Origin of the sequence: Mucilaginibacter flavidus, assembly GCF_024055575.1 — a bacterium.
In the GTDB taxonomy this organism is placed as follows: domain Bacteria; phylum Bacteroidota; class Bacteroidia; order Sphingobacteriales; family Sphingobacteriaceae; genus Mucilaginibacter; species Mucilaginibacter flavidus.
The window spans coordinates 216,120-233,443 of record NZ_JAMXOE010000004.1 but is presented as its reverse complement, the minus strand read 5'-3'; the positions used below and the strand labels follow the sequence as shown (position 1 = coordinate 233,443).

The following is a 17,324-nucleotide window of genomic DNA, read 5'->3' as shown; positions in this document are numbered from 1 at the left end:
CTACCTGTATAAGCCCCTGCTTCTCATTTCCTCGATAGATTTTGCGTAATTATCAGGCTCTATCATTTGCCTATTAACCCAATCGCAAAATTTCTTTATGCCATCATCAAATAAATATTCAGGTTTATACTGCAGTCTACTTTTTATCTTGCTTAAATCCGCATAATTGTGCCTGATGTCACCGAGCCTGTAATTTCCGGTTATAGTTAAAGGTACCTGTATACCATAATTCTGGATAAGGCGGTTGGCCACTGTAACAACATCGGTAGGCACCCCTGTGCCTACATTAAATACTTCACCATCAGCATCGCTATTTTCAATTCCTTTTATGGTGGCGTCAACAACATCATCTATAAAAACAAAATCCCTGGTTTCTTTTCCATCCTCGAATATATTAATGCCGTTTCCATTTTTAATCTGGGTTGAGAAGATAGATAAAATACCTGTGTACGGGTTTTTCAATGATTGTCCCGGACCATATACATTTTGGTAACGAAATGCTACCGGTGCAATTTCTAACGTCGGGCAAACCGTCATAATCATTTGCTCCTGGTTTTGTTTGGTAATACCATATACGGATGATGGATGGATTTTCGATTCTTCATCAGTCGGCATAACTATTAAAGTGCCGCAACCGGGGTATTTCACCTCAAAATCGAGTTTATCCATGTCTTTGGCTTCACGATGTTTTGGATAAACGAAACCCGATTCCGGACACCGGTATTTCCCTTCACCGTATATTGACCGGGATGATGCCACAACAATCTTTTTAACCTGGTGCTTTTGGTTAGCCAGGATATCCAGCATAATTGCAGTTCCATTGATGTTGACTTCAACATATTTTTGTATTTCATACATTGACTGGCCGGTCCCGGTTTCAGCTGCAAGGTGTACAATAATATCCTGCCCTCGTAAGGCTTGTTCCCAATCCACTTTCGAAGTAACCGTTCCGATTATAAAATTCACCTTCCCTTTTATACTTTGATATAGCGGAGATGAATTGTCGGGATCATCGCCGTGTATCTGAGAAGAGAGGTTATCGAGAACCGTAACTGAATATCCTTTTCTTATTAAGGCTAAACTTAAATTACTCCCGATAAATCCTGCACCACCTGTTATTAGTATATTCTTCATTCTGTTTAATTCACTTTAAAAGAGCCATCCGGGTTAGTTTTTTCCCAGGCTTCTGTTTTAACATTATATCTTTTAACTACTTTAGCGGGTATCCCAACTATTACCGAGTAATCCGGGAAAGATCCTCTGACTACAGAACTGGCCCCCACTATACACTGCTTACCCAGTATTGTTCCCGCTTGAATAGCAACACCGTACCCGATGAAACAGTTGCTTCCGATTCTCGTCTCCTTAACAATCATTTTTTGATTTAGAATATGCGTTCCGATTTCCTGGTAATCGTGATCAATATTTGTTATAAATACATTGCCAGAAATTGTAGTATCCCGGCCAATTATAAGTTCTCCGGCGGAAGTAACGTGAAAGTTTTGTCCTATAGAAATATTTTCTTCAAACAAAATTGTTCCATTTTCATGCGTTTCAATTCTGACGCCGGGCAATATTCTAACTCTTCTGCCAATTACTACTCTTTTCAAACCAGAGGTAACAATTGGTACTCCAATGTAAGAAGGAAATGAAAACTTCTTAAAAAACGGAGCGTAGAGAACAGAAATTAAACCCCAATATAATCTATAGAGCATTCTATCTGATTTTAGTAATAAATATTCTTCTCAAGTACTTAATCCTGGCAAAAGAATATATAAAATAGAAGAAAGGCATACTAATTAACCCTTCTTTTTGAGCCTCTTTAAATGTAAACTCGTTGCCTATTTGCATTTCCCTTAAATTGGCTGACAGACCGCTGTGTCCGAAAGTTGGTTTACGCATACCGGTTATTACTAATGATTCAGGCAAAAAATAAAAATTAGAATTCGCACAATAACGTATCCACAAGTTTCCATCTTCAGCATGTGTCAGGCTTTCATTGTATCCGCCAAATTGCTCAAATAATTTACGTTTAAAAATAGCAGTTGAAGTTTGGGGAAACATTTTTATAAGCAACTCCCTTACAGAAGCTTTATGTAAGATTTTTACTTCTTTCCATAAAATTCTTAAAACTTCGTCGTTTCTGCTACATCCTAAAAAATCTATTTCATTATTATTTAGTAATACCTCCATCTGCCTTTCTAACTTTGTCGGTAACCATTCATCATCGGCATCTAATAAAGCAATATAGTCCCCTTGGGACGCTTTCATGCCCATATTTCTGGCGGAAGAAACTCCGCCATTTTCTTTGTCTATAATAACTAAATTTTTTATATTATTATCTTCCTGGTACTTTGTTAGCGTATTTAAAGAATCGTCGGTCGAACCATCGTTAACCACGATAATTTCTAATCTCCCTTTATAAGTTTGCTTCAAAACGGAATCTAAACAAGGCTGAATTGTCTTCGAAGCATTGTACATTGGGATAACCACACTTATAATACATTTATTCATCTAAAGTCACTCTCTAATTTCTTTTGTACTCACAGTTTAATTATATTCCCGGTACGTATATTATTATTTTTATAAATTCTAATTCTTGTAAAAAGATTCGCGATAAGAGGCCATATTAATAACGTTCCAGAGGCATACCACATATTACTAAATATATTCAGCAAAACTATTGACACCAAACAAGCCCATCCAGTTATAAAATATTTCGAGCTTCTAGGGATCAGGTAGGGATAAAAAAGCATTATTGCTATCGAATACACAAACATTAATACAGCCCCTGTCCAACCCAGCAGGTAATAAGATCTGTAATATACAGTTGGGGCATTTAATACTTCAATAACAAAATATTTACTTGCATCGTCGCTAAAGTCTTCAACTCCAAGCATTGTTACCAAGCGTTTCGAAATAAAATCAGGAAATAGTTCACCTGCTATAAATGAACTCACATTACCAGTAACAAAACGCGACTCCTTTTTATTTATAATGTTTTGCATATTCCCAATCGGCGTAGCAATATAAAGGTATCCCCAGTAATATTCAAACGGAACATCGCCCTGGATAAACTCATCAGAGGCTCCGCCTATTCGTAAAATATATTCCTTATCCTCTTTACTTGCCGAATAACGCAGGTTACCTATTATCCCAAAAGCGTAAATTAATGCTGCAATTGAAAATATAATTAATCCAATTTTTTTCAAACGTAGACGTTGAATTTTCATCAGATAAATAACGAAACACGCAAAAATGATTATTATAATTGCACCCCGGTTTACAACTAAAATATTTGGAAAAATTGAAATAAGAAATAAAATTAACCCCCAAAAGTCATTATCAGCAGAAATATATTGATGAAATAAGTATACGCTATAGAAAAGGCTAAAAGTACCAAGGATGACGTGAAAAGTAGGTATACCGGTAAAATCTTTATAATTAAAATCCGGATTTGAAATTGCACTTAAAATAGGCACCCCTCCGAAATAAATAAACTCCAATACAAAACCCATATACACCAATATCAAAACAGTTATCCGTTTTTTACTGATCTCTATTTTTGAGAATTCATTTATTTTATGCTTTTCGTGGACAAATGCCAAAAAAAAAGAAATTATGAAGGTGGCAAATAAAAACACTATTAGCCCGGCAGATAAAGGAGGATATCTATCTGACCAACGCAACTGGTATATACTAAAAACCAATAGAAAGCTTAAAGAGTATACAAAAAAAGGATTCGTTAACCATTTAGTATTCATTTACTCCCCCCTTTTGAATATTAATGCCAGCCATTCGCTCAGAGGGAGCACTATGGCAGTTCCATTAAAGTCATATTTATTTAAAAAAGATTCCTGAACCATAGGGTTCTTTTCATCAAAAAAAGCAATTTTTGTTGGATCATATATTTTCTTATCATCAAGAAGCCTGCGATTATTTGTTAAAACCTTTGTATGCGATGCCAGTGATTCAATCACCCTCATAGCTAATCCTGTTTGGTTTGGGTTACTAACGTCGACCATAACTTTTGAATTTGCCAGGTTTTCCAAATATTCTTTTCTATTCATATGTTTAAGCGATACGATAGATCTATCAAGGGATTCCCTTTTTAGCTTATATTTAATATATGTTGTAAAAGGCATATAAAGGAACGCCTTTAATCTGTAATTATTCTCTTTAGCATATTGAACAAACCGAAGAACAGACTGATATCTCTCCGGAAAGAACCAACCCATAAAAAAAAAATCGTATGCGGCTTCATTTTTGTTTTTAATTGCCGAAACAACATCGTTTGTATAAAACAAGGGAAGGTATTGAATTGAAGGGTGGTTTTTGCAATCTTCAAAATCAAAAGAAAATGCTTTGTCAAACAGCGGCAGTAAATGGGAAAAAGGATTGGTCCGATCAGAATCCCATTGGTACATAATTAATTTTGCGTCCGGGTGATTAGTTCTAAACGCCTTTAAAAAAGTCTCCGGCATCATATATCCCCTTATTACAAAAAGGTAATCAATGGATTTCGATTTGGTCTGTTGATTTATCTTTTCATAATGTGTAGCCTGGTAATGTTTAAGACGTGCAGGAAAAAAATTATTAATCAGCTTAAACGCCGTGCCGTAAGTTCTTTCAGGATAAAAATCCACAACAGCGCCCATTTTTGCCAATTCATCGATTATCAGTTCTTGGTAATTATGAAATTGGGGGCCAATAAATAGTATGCTTTTATCCTTTAGTTCGCTTGCCATATTTTATATGAATGTAACTCAAGGTAATTTACTTTTAAACAAGTGCGTGCCCATAAAAAACGTAAAAAAAGCATTAAACTTAAATGTAAACTATAATTTATTTCCTATGGATAATAAAAACTCCTTAATATAATTTCTTGATTTATAAACAAATGGAAAATTGGCTTTAATCTCCGCCTTTTTCAACAAGCCATTCAAATGAACTTCAAATTTGTTGATAGAAACCTGATATTTAAATTGGTAATGTTCATTTATTATTTTCGATAACTTTAACAGGTTGTGTACATTATTCAATTGTGACATATTTGAGGTATGCGACTTGCCCTGGTTATGTCGCCTGTATACGCACATCACATTATCGATATATTTAAAAGGGCCTCCTTCTATTAACAAAAAATGCATAGCGAGGTCACCGTTATTTACAGACTCAATCCAATCAGGCAATGCTAATAAACTTCTTTTGTAAACAATACTGGCGGAGGCTATTTGCCAGTGATTAGCCAGGTCGTCAAAATAGAGTATTTCTTTCTGGTCGGCGCCGTTAAAATAAACGGGCGGGTATTCATTTTCCTCAAATATCACTTTTGCATTGTGAAAGCACATAGAATACTCCGGGTTTGCGTCTAAAAAATCTACTTGTTTTTGTAATTTATACGGGTCGGTCCAATAATCATCTCCTTCGAGGTAGGCAATATATTTTGATTGCGGGTAAGAGATCAGTTCTATCCAGTTCTTCGCAGCACCCACATTCTTTTCACGGACAATTAAATGAATTAAATCAGGGTATCTCTTTTGATAATCAAGCAACAGTTCTCTTGTTCCGTCGGTAGAGCAATCATCTGCAATTACCAATTGCAAGGCAAAGTTAGCTTTTTGTGACAGGACGCTATCGATAGCCTCTCTAATATATTTAGCGTGGTTATAAGTAATTAAACACACTGAAAGGAGTGACTCGCTCATTACTTACCCCCTTTTTCGCATATTAAAAGTATACTCGAACATAAGTCCGGATATAACTGCCCCAATTCATAACAGCCCTCCAAGTATTCTTTTGAGATGATGTCAGTATTCAATAATCTGTCCCATTGAAAATTGGCCAATGCCTTAAAAAATATGCCTGACCTGTGGATTACTTGCAAGCCGGCAGCTCTTACATCGCGTTCCATCGTATCTAAAGTATAGGTAATTCTGTGGCCATGTGCAGCCTCCGATGGCGTTACCGCTGAGTTGTGACTGATTAAGCCCATTTTTACCGCGATTTGTCTTGATGGCGCATTAGCATTTGGGCAAACCAGGAAGAACCTGCCGGTATCAGACAACCATTCATCATTAATCCTTTTCAGTAGTTGTACAGGTTCATCAATATGTTCTAAAACATGGGTCAAAACAATGTTATCATATTTTACAGGCAATGCTGCTTCTTCAAATAAGGAGTTTACGAACTTTACGCTATCACCGAACTCATTTTTCGCAATAGCTACCGCCTCATCCGATGCTTCAACGCAGGTGATATCATCAAAATAAGGCAAAAACCTTTTAGTGAAAGCTCCTTTAAAACTTCCCAACTCAAGAAAATTCCCTTCTTTAAAAAGAGGAATAAACGATTTAAGCATATAATGATGCATTACATCAAAATCAAAGTTATATGCATATTTATGATCTTGTGTGTCTTTTAATTCCTTATTATAATCTCTTAAACCGGTCATACTTTATTTATCAAAATTTCCATTACTATTATTTAATACCAAGTGCATAACAACATAATCACCCTGCTTATTTTTTTGTTCAAAATTATACTTTTTATATAACTGAATTGCAGCAAAATTTAATTTATTGACTTCAAGGAAAATCTCTTTAAAATCATTCTTTTTACCGTAAGTGATACACTGACGCAGTAAAGTCGAGGCTAGACCCTTACCTTTATAATCTCTATATACACTAACACTGGTTATGTAACCGCAAATATGAGCATCATCATTAAAGTACGCTGCAATGAGCCCAATTAAACTACGATCATCCCACGCCTCAAAGGTTACAGCATTCGCAGCAATTTTCGCTGCGTAAGTTGCTATATTCACTCTTTCACTTAGTTCAGGCGTGAAACTTCCACTGCAATTAGATAAATGCGTGTGGAGGTCATCTGCCAATGCCGCATTTATTTTATATTCGAGATTATCAATATTATTAGCCATAAATGTGCGTTATTGTTGCAACTCGGCTATTCCAAATCCATGTTTGCCAAATTCGTTTCCATTGTACAGCAAAAATTGCTTGCCGTCGCATTCGAAAATATGTGGATAGCACATCATTTCAGAATCCCATCCCGTCTCGGAAATCTCGATTCCTGAACCTTCGTCGTTCCTTGTCCACGTTATTAAATCATCCGAAAAGGCGTACCCCAAACGATAACCTCTGTTAGCATTTTTTCTAAAATCGGTAGCCTGCCGGTAACAAAAATACATGTGATACCTATCCCCTATTTTTAAAACAGTGGGTAAAGCCTGGCACTCATCCGCATTTAGGCTATCGGAAATAATTTGCCTACCCTCCTCCTTTTTCCACTCAATTCCGTCCTTGGACACCGCATGCGCAATTTTATATACTCTGGCGGGCGGTTCGTTTTCATCAGCATCTTTCCATCCTTTTCCAAATATGTACCACATATGAAAAACACCATCATAAACACGCACAAACGAATCGCCAACTAACATAGGTTCAAAAAGTGACGAAGTCAATACGGGGCCTGTACCAACCTTTTGAAATGTGAGGCCGTCGTCATAGCTATAGGCCAACCCAGTTGATGTTTCTACTGAAACAGAAACACGCCTGCTCCATCCACAAGTATACGCGTATATTTTTCCATCGTGCCGAAGAATATTGATTGGAAATATTCCGTGTTCATCAAAACATCCAAGTCCACCCAACGCAATTACAACATCTTTTGATGTGTTCAATATCCTTTCAAATTTCTTGTCGAAATCCACAAATGATATAAAACTTAAAAACTTGCCCGAATCAATATCCTTTTTCCTTGTCGAAAAATAAATCCTCACAAAGTCTTCAAATACCAAGGTTTGAGGACTTTGTGCAAATTCGAATTTAGTATTTAGTGATATTTGATCTGACAGATCGAGTATCAATCCTTTTTTGAGCCACTTCATTGTAAAAATTAAGCTTTATAGCCGTCAAGCTTTGCTAATCCAAATCCGTATCTGCCAACCTGATTGCCAAGGTAAAGCATGTACAACGAATTATCCAGTTCGAAGACATGAGGATAACTGATCATTTCAGAATCCCAGCCTTCCTCAGAAACATTAATACCAACCTGTGAATCATCCCTGGTCCAATTCACCAAATCATTCGAATAGGCATAGCCTATTCTATAGCCGTTTTCATGCCCTCTGTAATTGATGCTGTACCTGTAACAAAAAAACATATGATATTTCCCGTTATAAAAGAAAACATCAGGACTCGCTTGGGCTTCGTTCTCCTCTACTTTGGTTTCAATTAGGTCTTTATTCATTTTTACCCAAGCTAATCCATCGTCAGACGTTGCCATCCTGATCTTATAAACAGGTTCCGGCTTACCATTATCCATCACCCATTTTTTACCTGCAATGTAAAACAGGTACCATTTATTATTAAACCACCTGATCTTTGGCCCGCTTAATATAAATGGTTCATCTATACTATATGACAGGACAGGTCCGCCACCTAATTTCTCAAAGGTTTCGCCATTGTTTTTGCTTATTCCAATCCCGATCGCAACATTAAACGGTACTGATTCACACCTTGTCCACCCGGCATAATATGCGCGAAACTCTTCGCCATGCTTTATAACCGAAACCGGATATGTTCCAAATTCGTCAAAGGTACCTAAATCTCCCAATTTGAGTATCGGCATATCACTCACCTTTAATATATCAAACAAGTTATCCCTGTTTAAATCTACATAAGCCGAATAACTTACATATTGGCCATTTTTGTCGGCGGGCGGGCGGCATGAAAAATAAACCCTTACAAATTTATCAAAAACTACTACCGCTGGCGCCTGCGCAAATTCTTTGAGCCAATCTCTATTTTTTACATCAACAGGATTAAAAACCCTTCCCAATTTCTTCCACTCAAACATTAACTTAAATTTTTGTATACAATTGTAAAAACTCCCGCATTTTATCTTTTGAATTGAACATCATTAAATCTATTATAGACAACCAAGGTATAAACTCATTTTTGAATTGGGAGTATTCAATAGTTGCTGATTTAAGAAAATTCAACTGAATCCCGTTATTAATAAATCTTTCCTTTGAATAGAGCTCAACGCCCCCAATTGGATTCAAATAGCCGATTGCGCTTACCGCTTTGCATAATGCTATCACTTTATCTTCAGATTTTAACTCATGATCAATAGGAAGGGTTGATGAGATAATGAATTTTGTTTTGATGTCCAGATATTTACATATCTCCGTAAGCGAGTTGTAAATAAACTTAAATAGATTGTCTTCTTCGTAATTAATAGTCTTTTCAACCAACGTATATGCTTCTATAAAATAAGGAGCTTTTTGGTAGGCGTCCTTTATTCTTCGCAACAACTTATTTCTTTCCTCATCAAAATTATCGGCCAAATACCGCTGATCTATATTTAAAAAATCGGAATCTTTCTTCAAAGGTAAGGTGATATAATCATCCTTGCCGTTCACAAGTATTCTGTTCCTGTTGATCCAGCCTTTTTTTGTGAACTTTATGTTGTCATATACAATAAATATATCTACAGCATTTATCAATTGAAAATATCCAATATAAGGAAATATATAAGGCTGCATGATGGCAACTTCCATATCAGTTATTTTGTGATCTTAATATCAGCCTGCAAATAAGGTCTACCTCTTCTATGGTTAAATCGCAAAACAACGGCAAACAGATTACTCTTTTGGCAACATCGTCTGTAACTTCCAAATTTACTGGAGTTAAGTAAGGTAAAGTACTAGCCAGCGACGGATAAAAATAACGCCTTGTAAATATTTCATGATGCTTTAAGTACTCGATACATTTCAGCATCAAGCTTTCACTGTCAAAAACCAGGGGGTAGTAGGCAAAATTATTACCAGATTGTGTATGCCAAACTGGCTTCACAGCGTTAAGGCCTTTTAATCTTTCATCATAACGCTTGGCAACTGCCTCCCTCTTTTGGCAGATAGTCTCTATATATTCCAGATTAGCCAATCCCATCGCCGCATGAAATTCGGAATTTTTGCCATTTATTCCCAATTCACTAAAGGCAACCGGGCCGTTAAATCCGAAATTTCTGATATCTGCGAGTCTTTTAAGCAGATTAGAGTCTTTAGTGATAATCAGGCCACCTTCAATTGAATGATAAAGTTTAGTGGCATGAAGACTGCAAATCGATATGTCTCCGTAATCGAAAATCGACTTCTCGCCAACCTTCACTCCGAAAGCGTGAGCGGCATCATAAACGACTTTCAGATTATGTTTTTTAGCTATTTTTTCGATAGCCTCCACGTCACATGGATTACCATAAACATGCGTAGCTATTATTGCTTCGGTTTTATTTGTTATTGCCGCTTCTATTTTAGACGCATCAATATTTAATGATTTTGCATCAATATCAACAAATACCGGGGTGCAGCCTTCCCATACAATACTGCTGGTGGTAGCGATAAAGGAAAAGGGTGTGGTAATTATTTCGCCTTTTAACTGTAATACTTTAATTGCCATCTGCAGGGCAATTGTTCCGTTTGTTACAAACAGCAAATGATTAACCTTCAAAAACGACTTAAGCTTAATCTCAAGATCACTTGCCAACGGCCCCATATTGGTAAGCCATTGTCTGTGCCAAATGCCTTCTAAGTATTTTTGGTATTTCTCCTGGGGCGGTAAAAATGGTTTAGTTACTGGGATCATAAATTTCGCGCTAAAATAACAATGGTTTTTTAGAAATTATCATAATAAAATCCTGTAAAGCAGTGATCTTGCCAACAAAGCTAATTCCTAAATATATAGTGAAAAAAAAAGTGCTAACTGCCGGAATTTGTACAACGTTTGGCAGAGTATAGCTCTGGGTTAAAAAATTATACAACAGCCATGAAACCGCAGTGGCTATTGCTCCAGTTAAAAACATTGGATAAATATCGGTTAACTGTTCTTTAAGTGGATAGTTGATCATTCTTCCACTGTAATAGGTGTTGATGTATACCGCTGAAAATGAAAATAGTACCTGGGCAACAAGAAGGCCAGTCATTCCCCAAAATAATGAAAAAACAATTACAGCAACCCCAACAACTTTCTTTATAATCTCTAATCGCAGAAACAGGTCACTTCTGCCTTTAACATTTATAATATTAAGATTATAAACATGAAGCGGGTAAGCTATTGCGGCAACACACAATATTTGAAAATAGGGAACTGCCGGTTTCCACTGTTCTCCTAATACGAATATGAATAAAGGTTTTGCGATAACAGTTAACGACAGCATAAGCGGTATGATCCAAAAAAGAACCTGCGTCATTATTTTTTTATAAGCCATTTTCAATTTAGCATCATCATCGATTATTGAAGCAAACATAGGGTAAGTCACCTTACCAAGTGCGGACGATAAATTGTTAACTGGTAACATCCTAAAAGTATCGGCCTGGTTATAATAACCTAGTTGGGTGGACGAAAACAGCTTGCCGATAATAAGATTGTAAGAATTTGTATATATTACATCCAATAGCCCTGACAGGGTAAGCTTATACCCAAAATTGAAATGATATTTCAATCTTTCTTTATCAATAATAAAAATAGGCCGCCAATCTGTATAAAACCAATGCTGCAACATGAAAACAAAGGCGCGGGCAAGGTTCATCCACACCAGGCTCCAAACACCATAGCCCTGGTAAGCTAATACTATCCCAACCACGCCACCTATAATAGATGACGGGATTTGCATTATCATTTGCAATTTAAAGTTCATCTCCTTGGTTAACCGGGTTGTTTGAACGCCAACCAACCCCTGGATGATAAATGTTAAGCAGTAAACTCTCACCACTATTTTGAGTAAGGGGATGTCGTAAAAATTTGCAATAAGGGGCGCGCAAAAGAACACTATCGCATAAATACCAACGCTACTTATTATATTAATAAAAAAAACCGTTGAGTAATCTTTCTGGCCAACATTCTGCGTGCGAATCAGGGACGATGTCATCCCACTATCTATCAAACTTTGGCCCAATGCCAAAAATATCTGCAGCATGGCTATCAGACCAAAAGCGGAAGGGGCCAACAATCTTGCCAGAACAATCTGTACAATAAAGTAAATTATTTGTACACTAAATTGTTGGGAAAATGTCCAAATTAAACCAGAAATTGTTTTTTTTCGCAGTTCCATTTAAATTAAAAATAAGATTATACCGACCCGCAGTATATTTAACGGCGAAGATTATTCTCGTTTTCAGGCTCTTCGAACATGATATCCTTGAAAATTTTTTTACAAAAAAGTACTATTATCACCAAAAATGCACTAATCAACCCGCCCATAATAAATCCTTTAATGTGCCCAACCTTATCTTTTTCCAACGGCAAAATCGGCTTATCAATTATCTGTATTAATGGAGTCTCTTTTCTTAGTGATACTTTTGACAGTTCGAGATTGGCAACCAATTGAGTTAATATCGCCTGGTTGGCCTGTACATCTACCTGGCGACGTTGTGAAGGTACCCGCAATATTTGCAACGATGGATTTGGATTTGGGTTAATATCCGACGACGACGCTACGCCTGTAAGCGCTGCATTTAGTTCGCGCCTAACAGAATCAGTTTGATGCTGTAGTATAGCAACATTTTTAACAGACTTTTTAGTTTTCGTGTCGATGTAAAAATCGGAAACCGTTTTTGTAAGTACTTCTGTAAAGTATTTGGAAAACAGTTCGTTTTTTGAATTTACTATAACTGTGATAATGCTTAACTTTTTGTCGATTTTTTCTACTGACAAACTATTCTTAACAATATCTCTATAAAAACTCCCTAAAATACTATCTTGCTGTAGTGTGAATTTTGCAGGGTCGGCCCCCGGTAAAAATCGAACATCTTTAAATTCCGGCTTTTCCGCCCAACTTTCCCGAAGCTTGTTAAAAGAGATATATAGTTCGGCAAGCGTTTGATTTTTCCCGCTTATGTTTACAGTGGTTAACAACGTATTTTCCACCATCGAACGAGATTTCATTAGCTCAAGTAAGTTATCCCCCGAAAATGCACCACCGCCACTGCTCCCCAAATCAAATCCAAACTGACTTGCTAATCCCAAGGCGCCGCTTAGACCTCCACCAGATGACTTGTCATCTTCTAGTGCAAAGCTTAATTCAGCTTTATAAATTGGCTTTTTAACCAGGGAATAAGTTAATCCGATTGCTCCACCAAGTATTCCGGCAAAAAGAATAATCACCCATTTAGTTAAAATATATTTCCACAGTTCTCCTATTTTCAGGAGAATCTCCTTCAAAGAAATCTCATTTGTATTTGCCAAGCCCTTTTCTTGATCTGCTTTATTCATAACTTTTAGCCTGCCGCTATTACTGGGTTACTTCTTTAAACTTATTATACCTAATATAATAGCCCCTAAGGACGCTAATCCCGTGGTAAACCCTAAAATCGTTTGGGCCGTATTGTTATTAGTGACAGGCTTTAATGGCACATAAATTTCACTGCCTGGTTTCACCTTTGGATGAATATTAAAAAACAGAAACTTTGATGTTCCTTTTACTGTGCCATTAGGATATACTACATAAGCACCCCGTTTTAAAGCGTGGGGCGAAAATCCACCTGCGTTTAACACATATCCCCTAAATGATTTTCCACCTTCATAAACCACAGCACTGGGATATAACACCTCGCCATTTACCCTAACTAACTGTTGCTGTTTAGGAACCCTTAAAACATCGCCATTTTCCATGATAAGATCTTCGCCGGTACCTGGCTTCTGTAAAATTTTCTTCAGGTCGATACCAACATAATTATTGCGATATTGAGTTGTATCGTTTTTTGTCGAATCTTTAAACGTTCGCTGCAGCCGCTTTAAACGGTCAGTCTGTTCCCTTTTTAATTCCAGCGTATCAATCTTAGTTTTGTCGATACCGAGTACAGCAGTATTGTCCCGTTTCAAACTACTACCCTCTACATCTGCTGATTCTGTAAGGCCGCCGGCTCTGGCAATTATATCAGATATCTTTTCATTTTTCTTTTGAATTGTGTAATATCCTGGGTAGATTACTTCCCCCTCAACCTTTACTGTTTTTTGAGTTTCGTATCCCGGTAAGCTGTACACCGATACGATATCAAAGGGCTTAAGCGTAAAGCCAATTTCATCGTTCAGGGCAGAATTAACATCGACACTAAAAACTTGCGCAACGATACTATTACGAACACGAGGATCGCTGTTAAATACTCTGCGGGATACCTCTATGCGTTTTGCGCTGGCGCCCTCTGAAAATCCACCTGCTTTAATAATCAAATCGGTTACTTTCATGCTATCTGCATATGCAAATTCGCCGGGTTTCCTTACTTCTCCTTTAATTACAACATTATACTTAGCTCGAAGGTCAAAAACTGATGAAATGATTACACTATCTTCTCTTTGTAAAAGAATATCAGACGCCGGCTTATTCATTACGTCCATAATATTGAAAGATAATTGCTGGGTGGTATTGTCAGGATTTAACCTTATAATGCTACCGCGTCGTGTAAATGCATCTTCCTTGAGGCCGCCTGCATTGGTTATGAGTTTTGAAACCGTCAATCCTTTTTGCAATTCAAATTCACCCGGTCTAAAAACTGCACCTTTTATTACCACTCGATTTTCGTAACGTTCAAGAATTTTTGCGACCGTATACTTGTCCCCTCTCAAAGGGTTATAATTTTTATAGTCGTTTTCAAAAACGTCCGTTATCTTCCGCTGCTGGTCACTAACCTGGTCAACTTTTATACGCGCGGTATAGGCCTGATCTGTAAATCCTCCGCAAAAATTCAAGACATCCTGTAAGGTTTCTCCTGTTAAAACTTCAAAGAGTGCTGGTATTTTCACTTCGCCCCTTAAATCCACGCGAACTCTGTAAGTTGGTACACGAATTACATCCTGGTCCTGCAAGGTAATGTTATCTTTCTGACTACCTTTTACGATGAAATCATACAAATCTAAATGACGTATTATCCTGTTATTCCTTATCACTTCAATCTGCCGGAACGAGCCAACGTTGTTAGGTCCTCCTGCAGAGTATAACACGTTAAAAACTGTTGCCAATGAGGGTACCGTATACGTGCCTGGTTTAACCACCTGTCCTTGTACTATTACTTTGATACTACGGATGTTGCCTAAGCCAACTTTTACATTGGTACCCTTCCCAATAGCATAATTATTAGCCGCCAGCTTATTTTTTATTGTTGATGTAGCTTCTTCGATCGTTTTTCCCGCTACGTTCAATACCCCCACACCAGGAATATTAATATTCCCATCAGGGGTAACATCTAAGTCCCAATCGACAGATGAATTACCATAAACGTTGATGTTTATTTGATCATCGGGTCCTACGATATAATTTACAGGTGTTGCCAGCCGTAAATTAGGTTCAAAAGTATTGCTTTTGCTATTTCTAAATAAATCGCTACCAAATATCTTAGGACTCAGGTCTATAAACAAATCAGGTTTATTTAGAGCTGTATCTGTCAGCGAATCCCTGGACGAAATTTTTCGCCGGTTGTTAATTTGGTTTGACGTTGTATCTGTCGGCGACTTTTTAGACGACTTGTTCTTATTACGTATATCCTTTATCCGGTTTTGAAGTTTTTGCACCTGTATACCAGACATCCCCCGGCTCTGCGCCTGCTGAAGTAACTGGTCGTCGCTTAAGCCTGCCTTTTGTGCCTGCACTATTAGCTGGGTTATTTGCTGATCACTAAGATCATCAACATTGATACTTGACAAATTTTGAGGAATAGTTTGAGCGCATGCTGGCCTAACAGCCAAAACACACAAAAAAACAGAAATTATAAATAGGCAGAGTTTAAGTTTATTCATTATTCTATAAAAATCACATCCAATGCATTTTTGCCAAACTTGTGATATGGTTACAAATAAATTCGCTGCAATATTAAGCAAATAAAATTACTTGTAAGTATTGGCGCTCACAATGCTCGGCAACCCTCTAAAGCACAGCCCGAATAAATATGCGTTAAATACAGATTAGAGCCGTTATTGTTTTAATTTTCAACAAACAGTTCTCTGGACTCAAGCTTGTTTTGCTAAAAAATCCTGGTATGCCATCTTTATGCCTTCAGGCAGCTCAACTGTATGTTTCCAGCCTTTATTGTGCAACTTGCTAACATCCATCAGTTTTCGCGGTGTACCGTCAGGTTTGGTGGTATCAAATTTTATTTCGCCGCTGTACCCTATAACGTTTTTAATAAGCATTGCCAGGTCTTTAATTGAGATATCATGCCCGGTGCCAATATTCACAAGGCCTTCCTCATTGTAATTTTGCATCAGGTAATAGCACGCTTCGGCTAAATCATCGGCAAATAAAAACTCCCGCATCGGTGAGCCCGTTCCCCATATGGTTACCTCGGGCAAACCCTGTTCCTTTGCCTCGTGGAAACGGCGTATCAGCGCAGGTAGCACATGTGAATTTTGTGGATGATAATTATCATTAAAGCCATACAAATTGGTTGGCATTACCGATATAAAGTTGCTCCCGTATTGTGCCCGGTAGGCGTCGCACATTTTTATTCCGGCAATTTTTGCTATCGCGTAAGGCTCGTTGGTCGGTTCAAGCAAGCCTGTAAGCAAATATTCTTCCTTTAGTGGCTGTGGGGCCATTTTAGGATATATACAACTCGAGCCCAGAAACATCAGCTTTTTTACCCCATTAAGGTATGCATTGTGTATAACATTGTTTTGTATCTGCAGGTTATCATACAAAAACTCGGCCCGATAAGTGTTATTGGCTACAATGCCACCAACTTTAGCTGCCGCCAAAAAAATGTAATCAGGTTTTTCCTGTGCAAAAAACTCGGCAGTCTGCTGTTGACTCCGCAAGTCGAGGGTATCCGAGGTCCGGGTGATAAAATTCGAAAAGCCTTCTTTTTGAAGTTTACGATGAATGGCAGAACCCACCATACCCCGGTGGCCTGCAATATAAATTTTAGCTGATCTATCCATTTAGGCTTGTCCTACTGTGCCACCGAAATTCATGGGGAACCCCGATGGGTCCTGCTGAATTTTTATGCGGCCATTTGCGTTTTCGAATTTTTCTAAATTATCTTCTAACGCAGTTAACAAACGTTTTGCATGCTCAGGCGTCAAAATTATTCTCGACCTCACCTTTGCTTTAGGCACACCGGGCATTACACGTATAAAATCAAGCACAAATTCTGAGCTTGAATGCGTGATTATGGCCAGGTTGGAATATATACCCTCTGCAATCTCTTCAGAAAGCTCAATATTCAGTTGATTTTCGTTTTGTTCTTCCATGGTGCTAAATTAACAAAAAAGCCTTCCGTTTGTGCGGAAGGCTTTGATAATATATTTGTT

General features: G+C 37.5%; 17 protein-coding genes. All 17 read right to left on the bottom strand.

The features are described from left to right. The 17 genes from NAF19_RS10205 to NAF19_RS10125 all read right to left on the bottom strand — a co-directional run bounded on the left by NAF19_RS10205 (position 1) and on the right by NAF19_RS10125 (position 17,264). Entirely contained in the window at positions 1-1,134 is a 1,134-nt protein-coding gene (locus NAF19_RS10205) for an NAD-dependent epimerase/dehydratase family protein (RefSeq protein WP_252789938.1), read from the bottom strand. Between the two features lie 5 nt (positions 1,135-1,139). Continuing rightward, entirely contained in the window at positions 1,140-1,715 is a 576-nt protein-coding gene (locus NAF19_RS10200; protein ID WP_252789937.1) for a DapH/DapD/GlmU-related protein, read from the bottom strand. Position 1,716: 1 nt separating this feature from the next. Beyond that, positions 1,717-2,514: a glycosyltransferase family 2 protein gene (locus NAF19_RS10195; RefSeq protein ID WP_256484262.1), complete on the bottom strand. Its 798-nt coding sequence runs from the start codon at positions 2,512-2,514 to the stop codon at positions 1,717-1,719. Positions 2,515-2,543: 29 nt separating this feature from the next. Continuing rightward, positions 2,544-3,764 carry an O-antigen polymerase gene (locus tag NAF19_RS10190; protein WP_252789935.1) on the bottom strand — a complete coding sequence of 407 codons (1,221 nt, stop codon included), beginning with the start codon at positions 3,762-3,764 and terminating at the stop codon, positions 2,544-2,546. Continuing rightward, positions 3,765-4,748: a WaaS/CpsH family glycosyltransferase gene (locus tag NAF19_RS10185; protein ID WP_502213787.1), complete on the bottom strand. Its 984-nt coding sequence runs from the start codon at positions 4,746-4,748 to the stop codon at positions 3,765-3,767. It lies immediately after the preceding gene. Between the two features lie 90 nt (positions 4,749-4,838). Continuing rightward, positions 4,839-5,708, bottom strand: a complete 870-nt coding sequence (locus NAF19_RS10180; RefSeq protein WP_252789933.1) for a glycosyltransferase — start codon at positions 5,706-5,708, stop codon at positions 4,839-4,841. Further along, the gene (locus tag NAF19_RS10175; protein ID WP_252789932.1) at positions 5,708-6,454 is read right to left on the bottom strand and encodes a class I SAM-dependent methyltransferase; all 747 of its coding nucleotides are present in this window, start codon (positions 6,452-6,454) and stop codon (positions 5,708-5,710) included. Before NAF19_RS10175 ends, NAF19_RS10180 begins: the two co-directional genes overlap by 1 nt. A gap of 3 nt (positions 6,455-6,457) precedes the next feature. Next, positions 6,458-6,940, bottom strand: a complete 483-nt coding sequence (locus NAF19_RS10170) for a GNAT family N-acetyltransferase (RefSeq protein ID WP_252789931.1) — start codon at positions 6,938-6,940, stop codon at positions 6,458-6,460. 9 nt (positions 6,941-6,949) lie between these two features. Then, positions 6,950-7,909: a glycoside hydrolase family protein gene (locus NAF19_RS10165; RefSeq protein ID WP_252789930.1), complete on the bottom strand. Its 960-nt coding sequence runs from the start codon at positions 7,907-7,909 to the stop codon at positions 6,950-6,952. An 8-nt stretch (positions 7,910-7,917) separates the two neighbouring features. Continuing rightward, positions 7,918-8,880: a glycoside hydrolase family protein gene (locus NAF19_RS10160; RefSeq protein ID WP_252789929.1), complete on the bottom strand. Its 963-nt coding sequence runs from the start codon at positions 8,878-8,880 to the stop codon at positions 7,918-7,920. 4 nt (positions 8,881-8,884) lie between these two features. Continuing rightward, positions 8,885-9,586 (bottom strand): WbqC family protein, encoded by a 702-nt coding sequence (locus tag NAF19_RS10155; RefSeq protein ID WP_252789928.1) that lies wholly within the window; start codon positions 9,584-9,586, stop codon positions 8,885-8,887. 1 nt (position 9,587) lies between these two features. Continuing rightward, complete coding sequence (locus NAF19_RS10150; protein WP_252789927.1) at positions 9,588-10,670, bottom strand: DegT/DnrJ/EryC1/StrS family aminotransferase; 1,083 nt, start codon at positions 10,668-10,670, stop codon at positions 9,588-9,590. 10 nt (positions 10,671-10,680) lie between these two features. After that, a complete protein-coding gene (locus tag NAF19_RS10145; protein ID WP_252789926.1) occupies positions 10,681-12,135 on the bottom strand; it encodes a lipopolysaccharide biosynthesis protein in 1,455 nt (484 codons plus the stop codon). A gap of 38 nt (positions 12,136-12,173) precedes the next feature. Further along, positions 12,174-13,295 (bottom strand): Wzz/FepE/Etk N-terminal domain-containing protein, encoded by a 1,122-nt coding sequence (locus tag NAF19_RS10140; protein ID WP_252789925.1) that lies wholly within the window; start codon positions 13,293-13,295, stop codon positions 12,174-12,176. Between the two features lie 27 nt (positions 13,296-13,322). Next, positions 13,323-15,719, bottom strand: a complete 2,397-nt coding sequence (locus NAF19_RS10135) for an SLBB domain-containing protein (RefSeq protein ID WP_252789924.1) — start codon at positions 15,717-15,719, stop codon at positions 13,323-13,325. A gap of 303 nt (positions 15,720-16,022) precedes the next feature. After that, positions 16,023-16,952, bottom strand: coding sequence for a GDP-L-fucose synthase (gene fcl / locus NAF19_RS10130; RefSeq protein ID WP_252789923.1), 930 nt, complete (start codon positions 16,950-16,952; stop codon positions 16,023-16,025). Then, positions 16,953-17,264: a DUF3467 domain-containing protein gene (locus tag NAF19_RS10125; protein ID WP_252789922.1), complete on the bottom strand. Its 312-nt coding sequence runs from the start codon at positions 17,262-17,264 to the stop codon at positions 16,953-16,955. Positions 17,265-17,324: the final 60 nt, after the last annotated feature.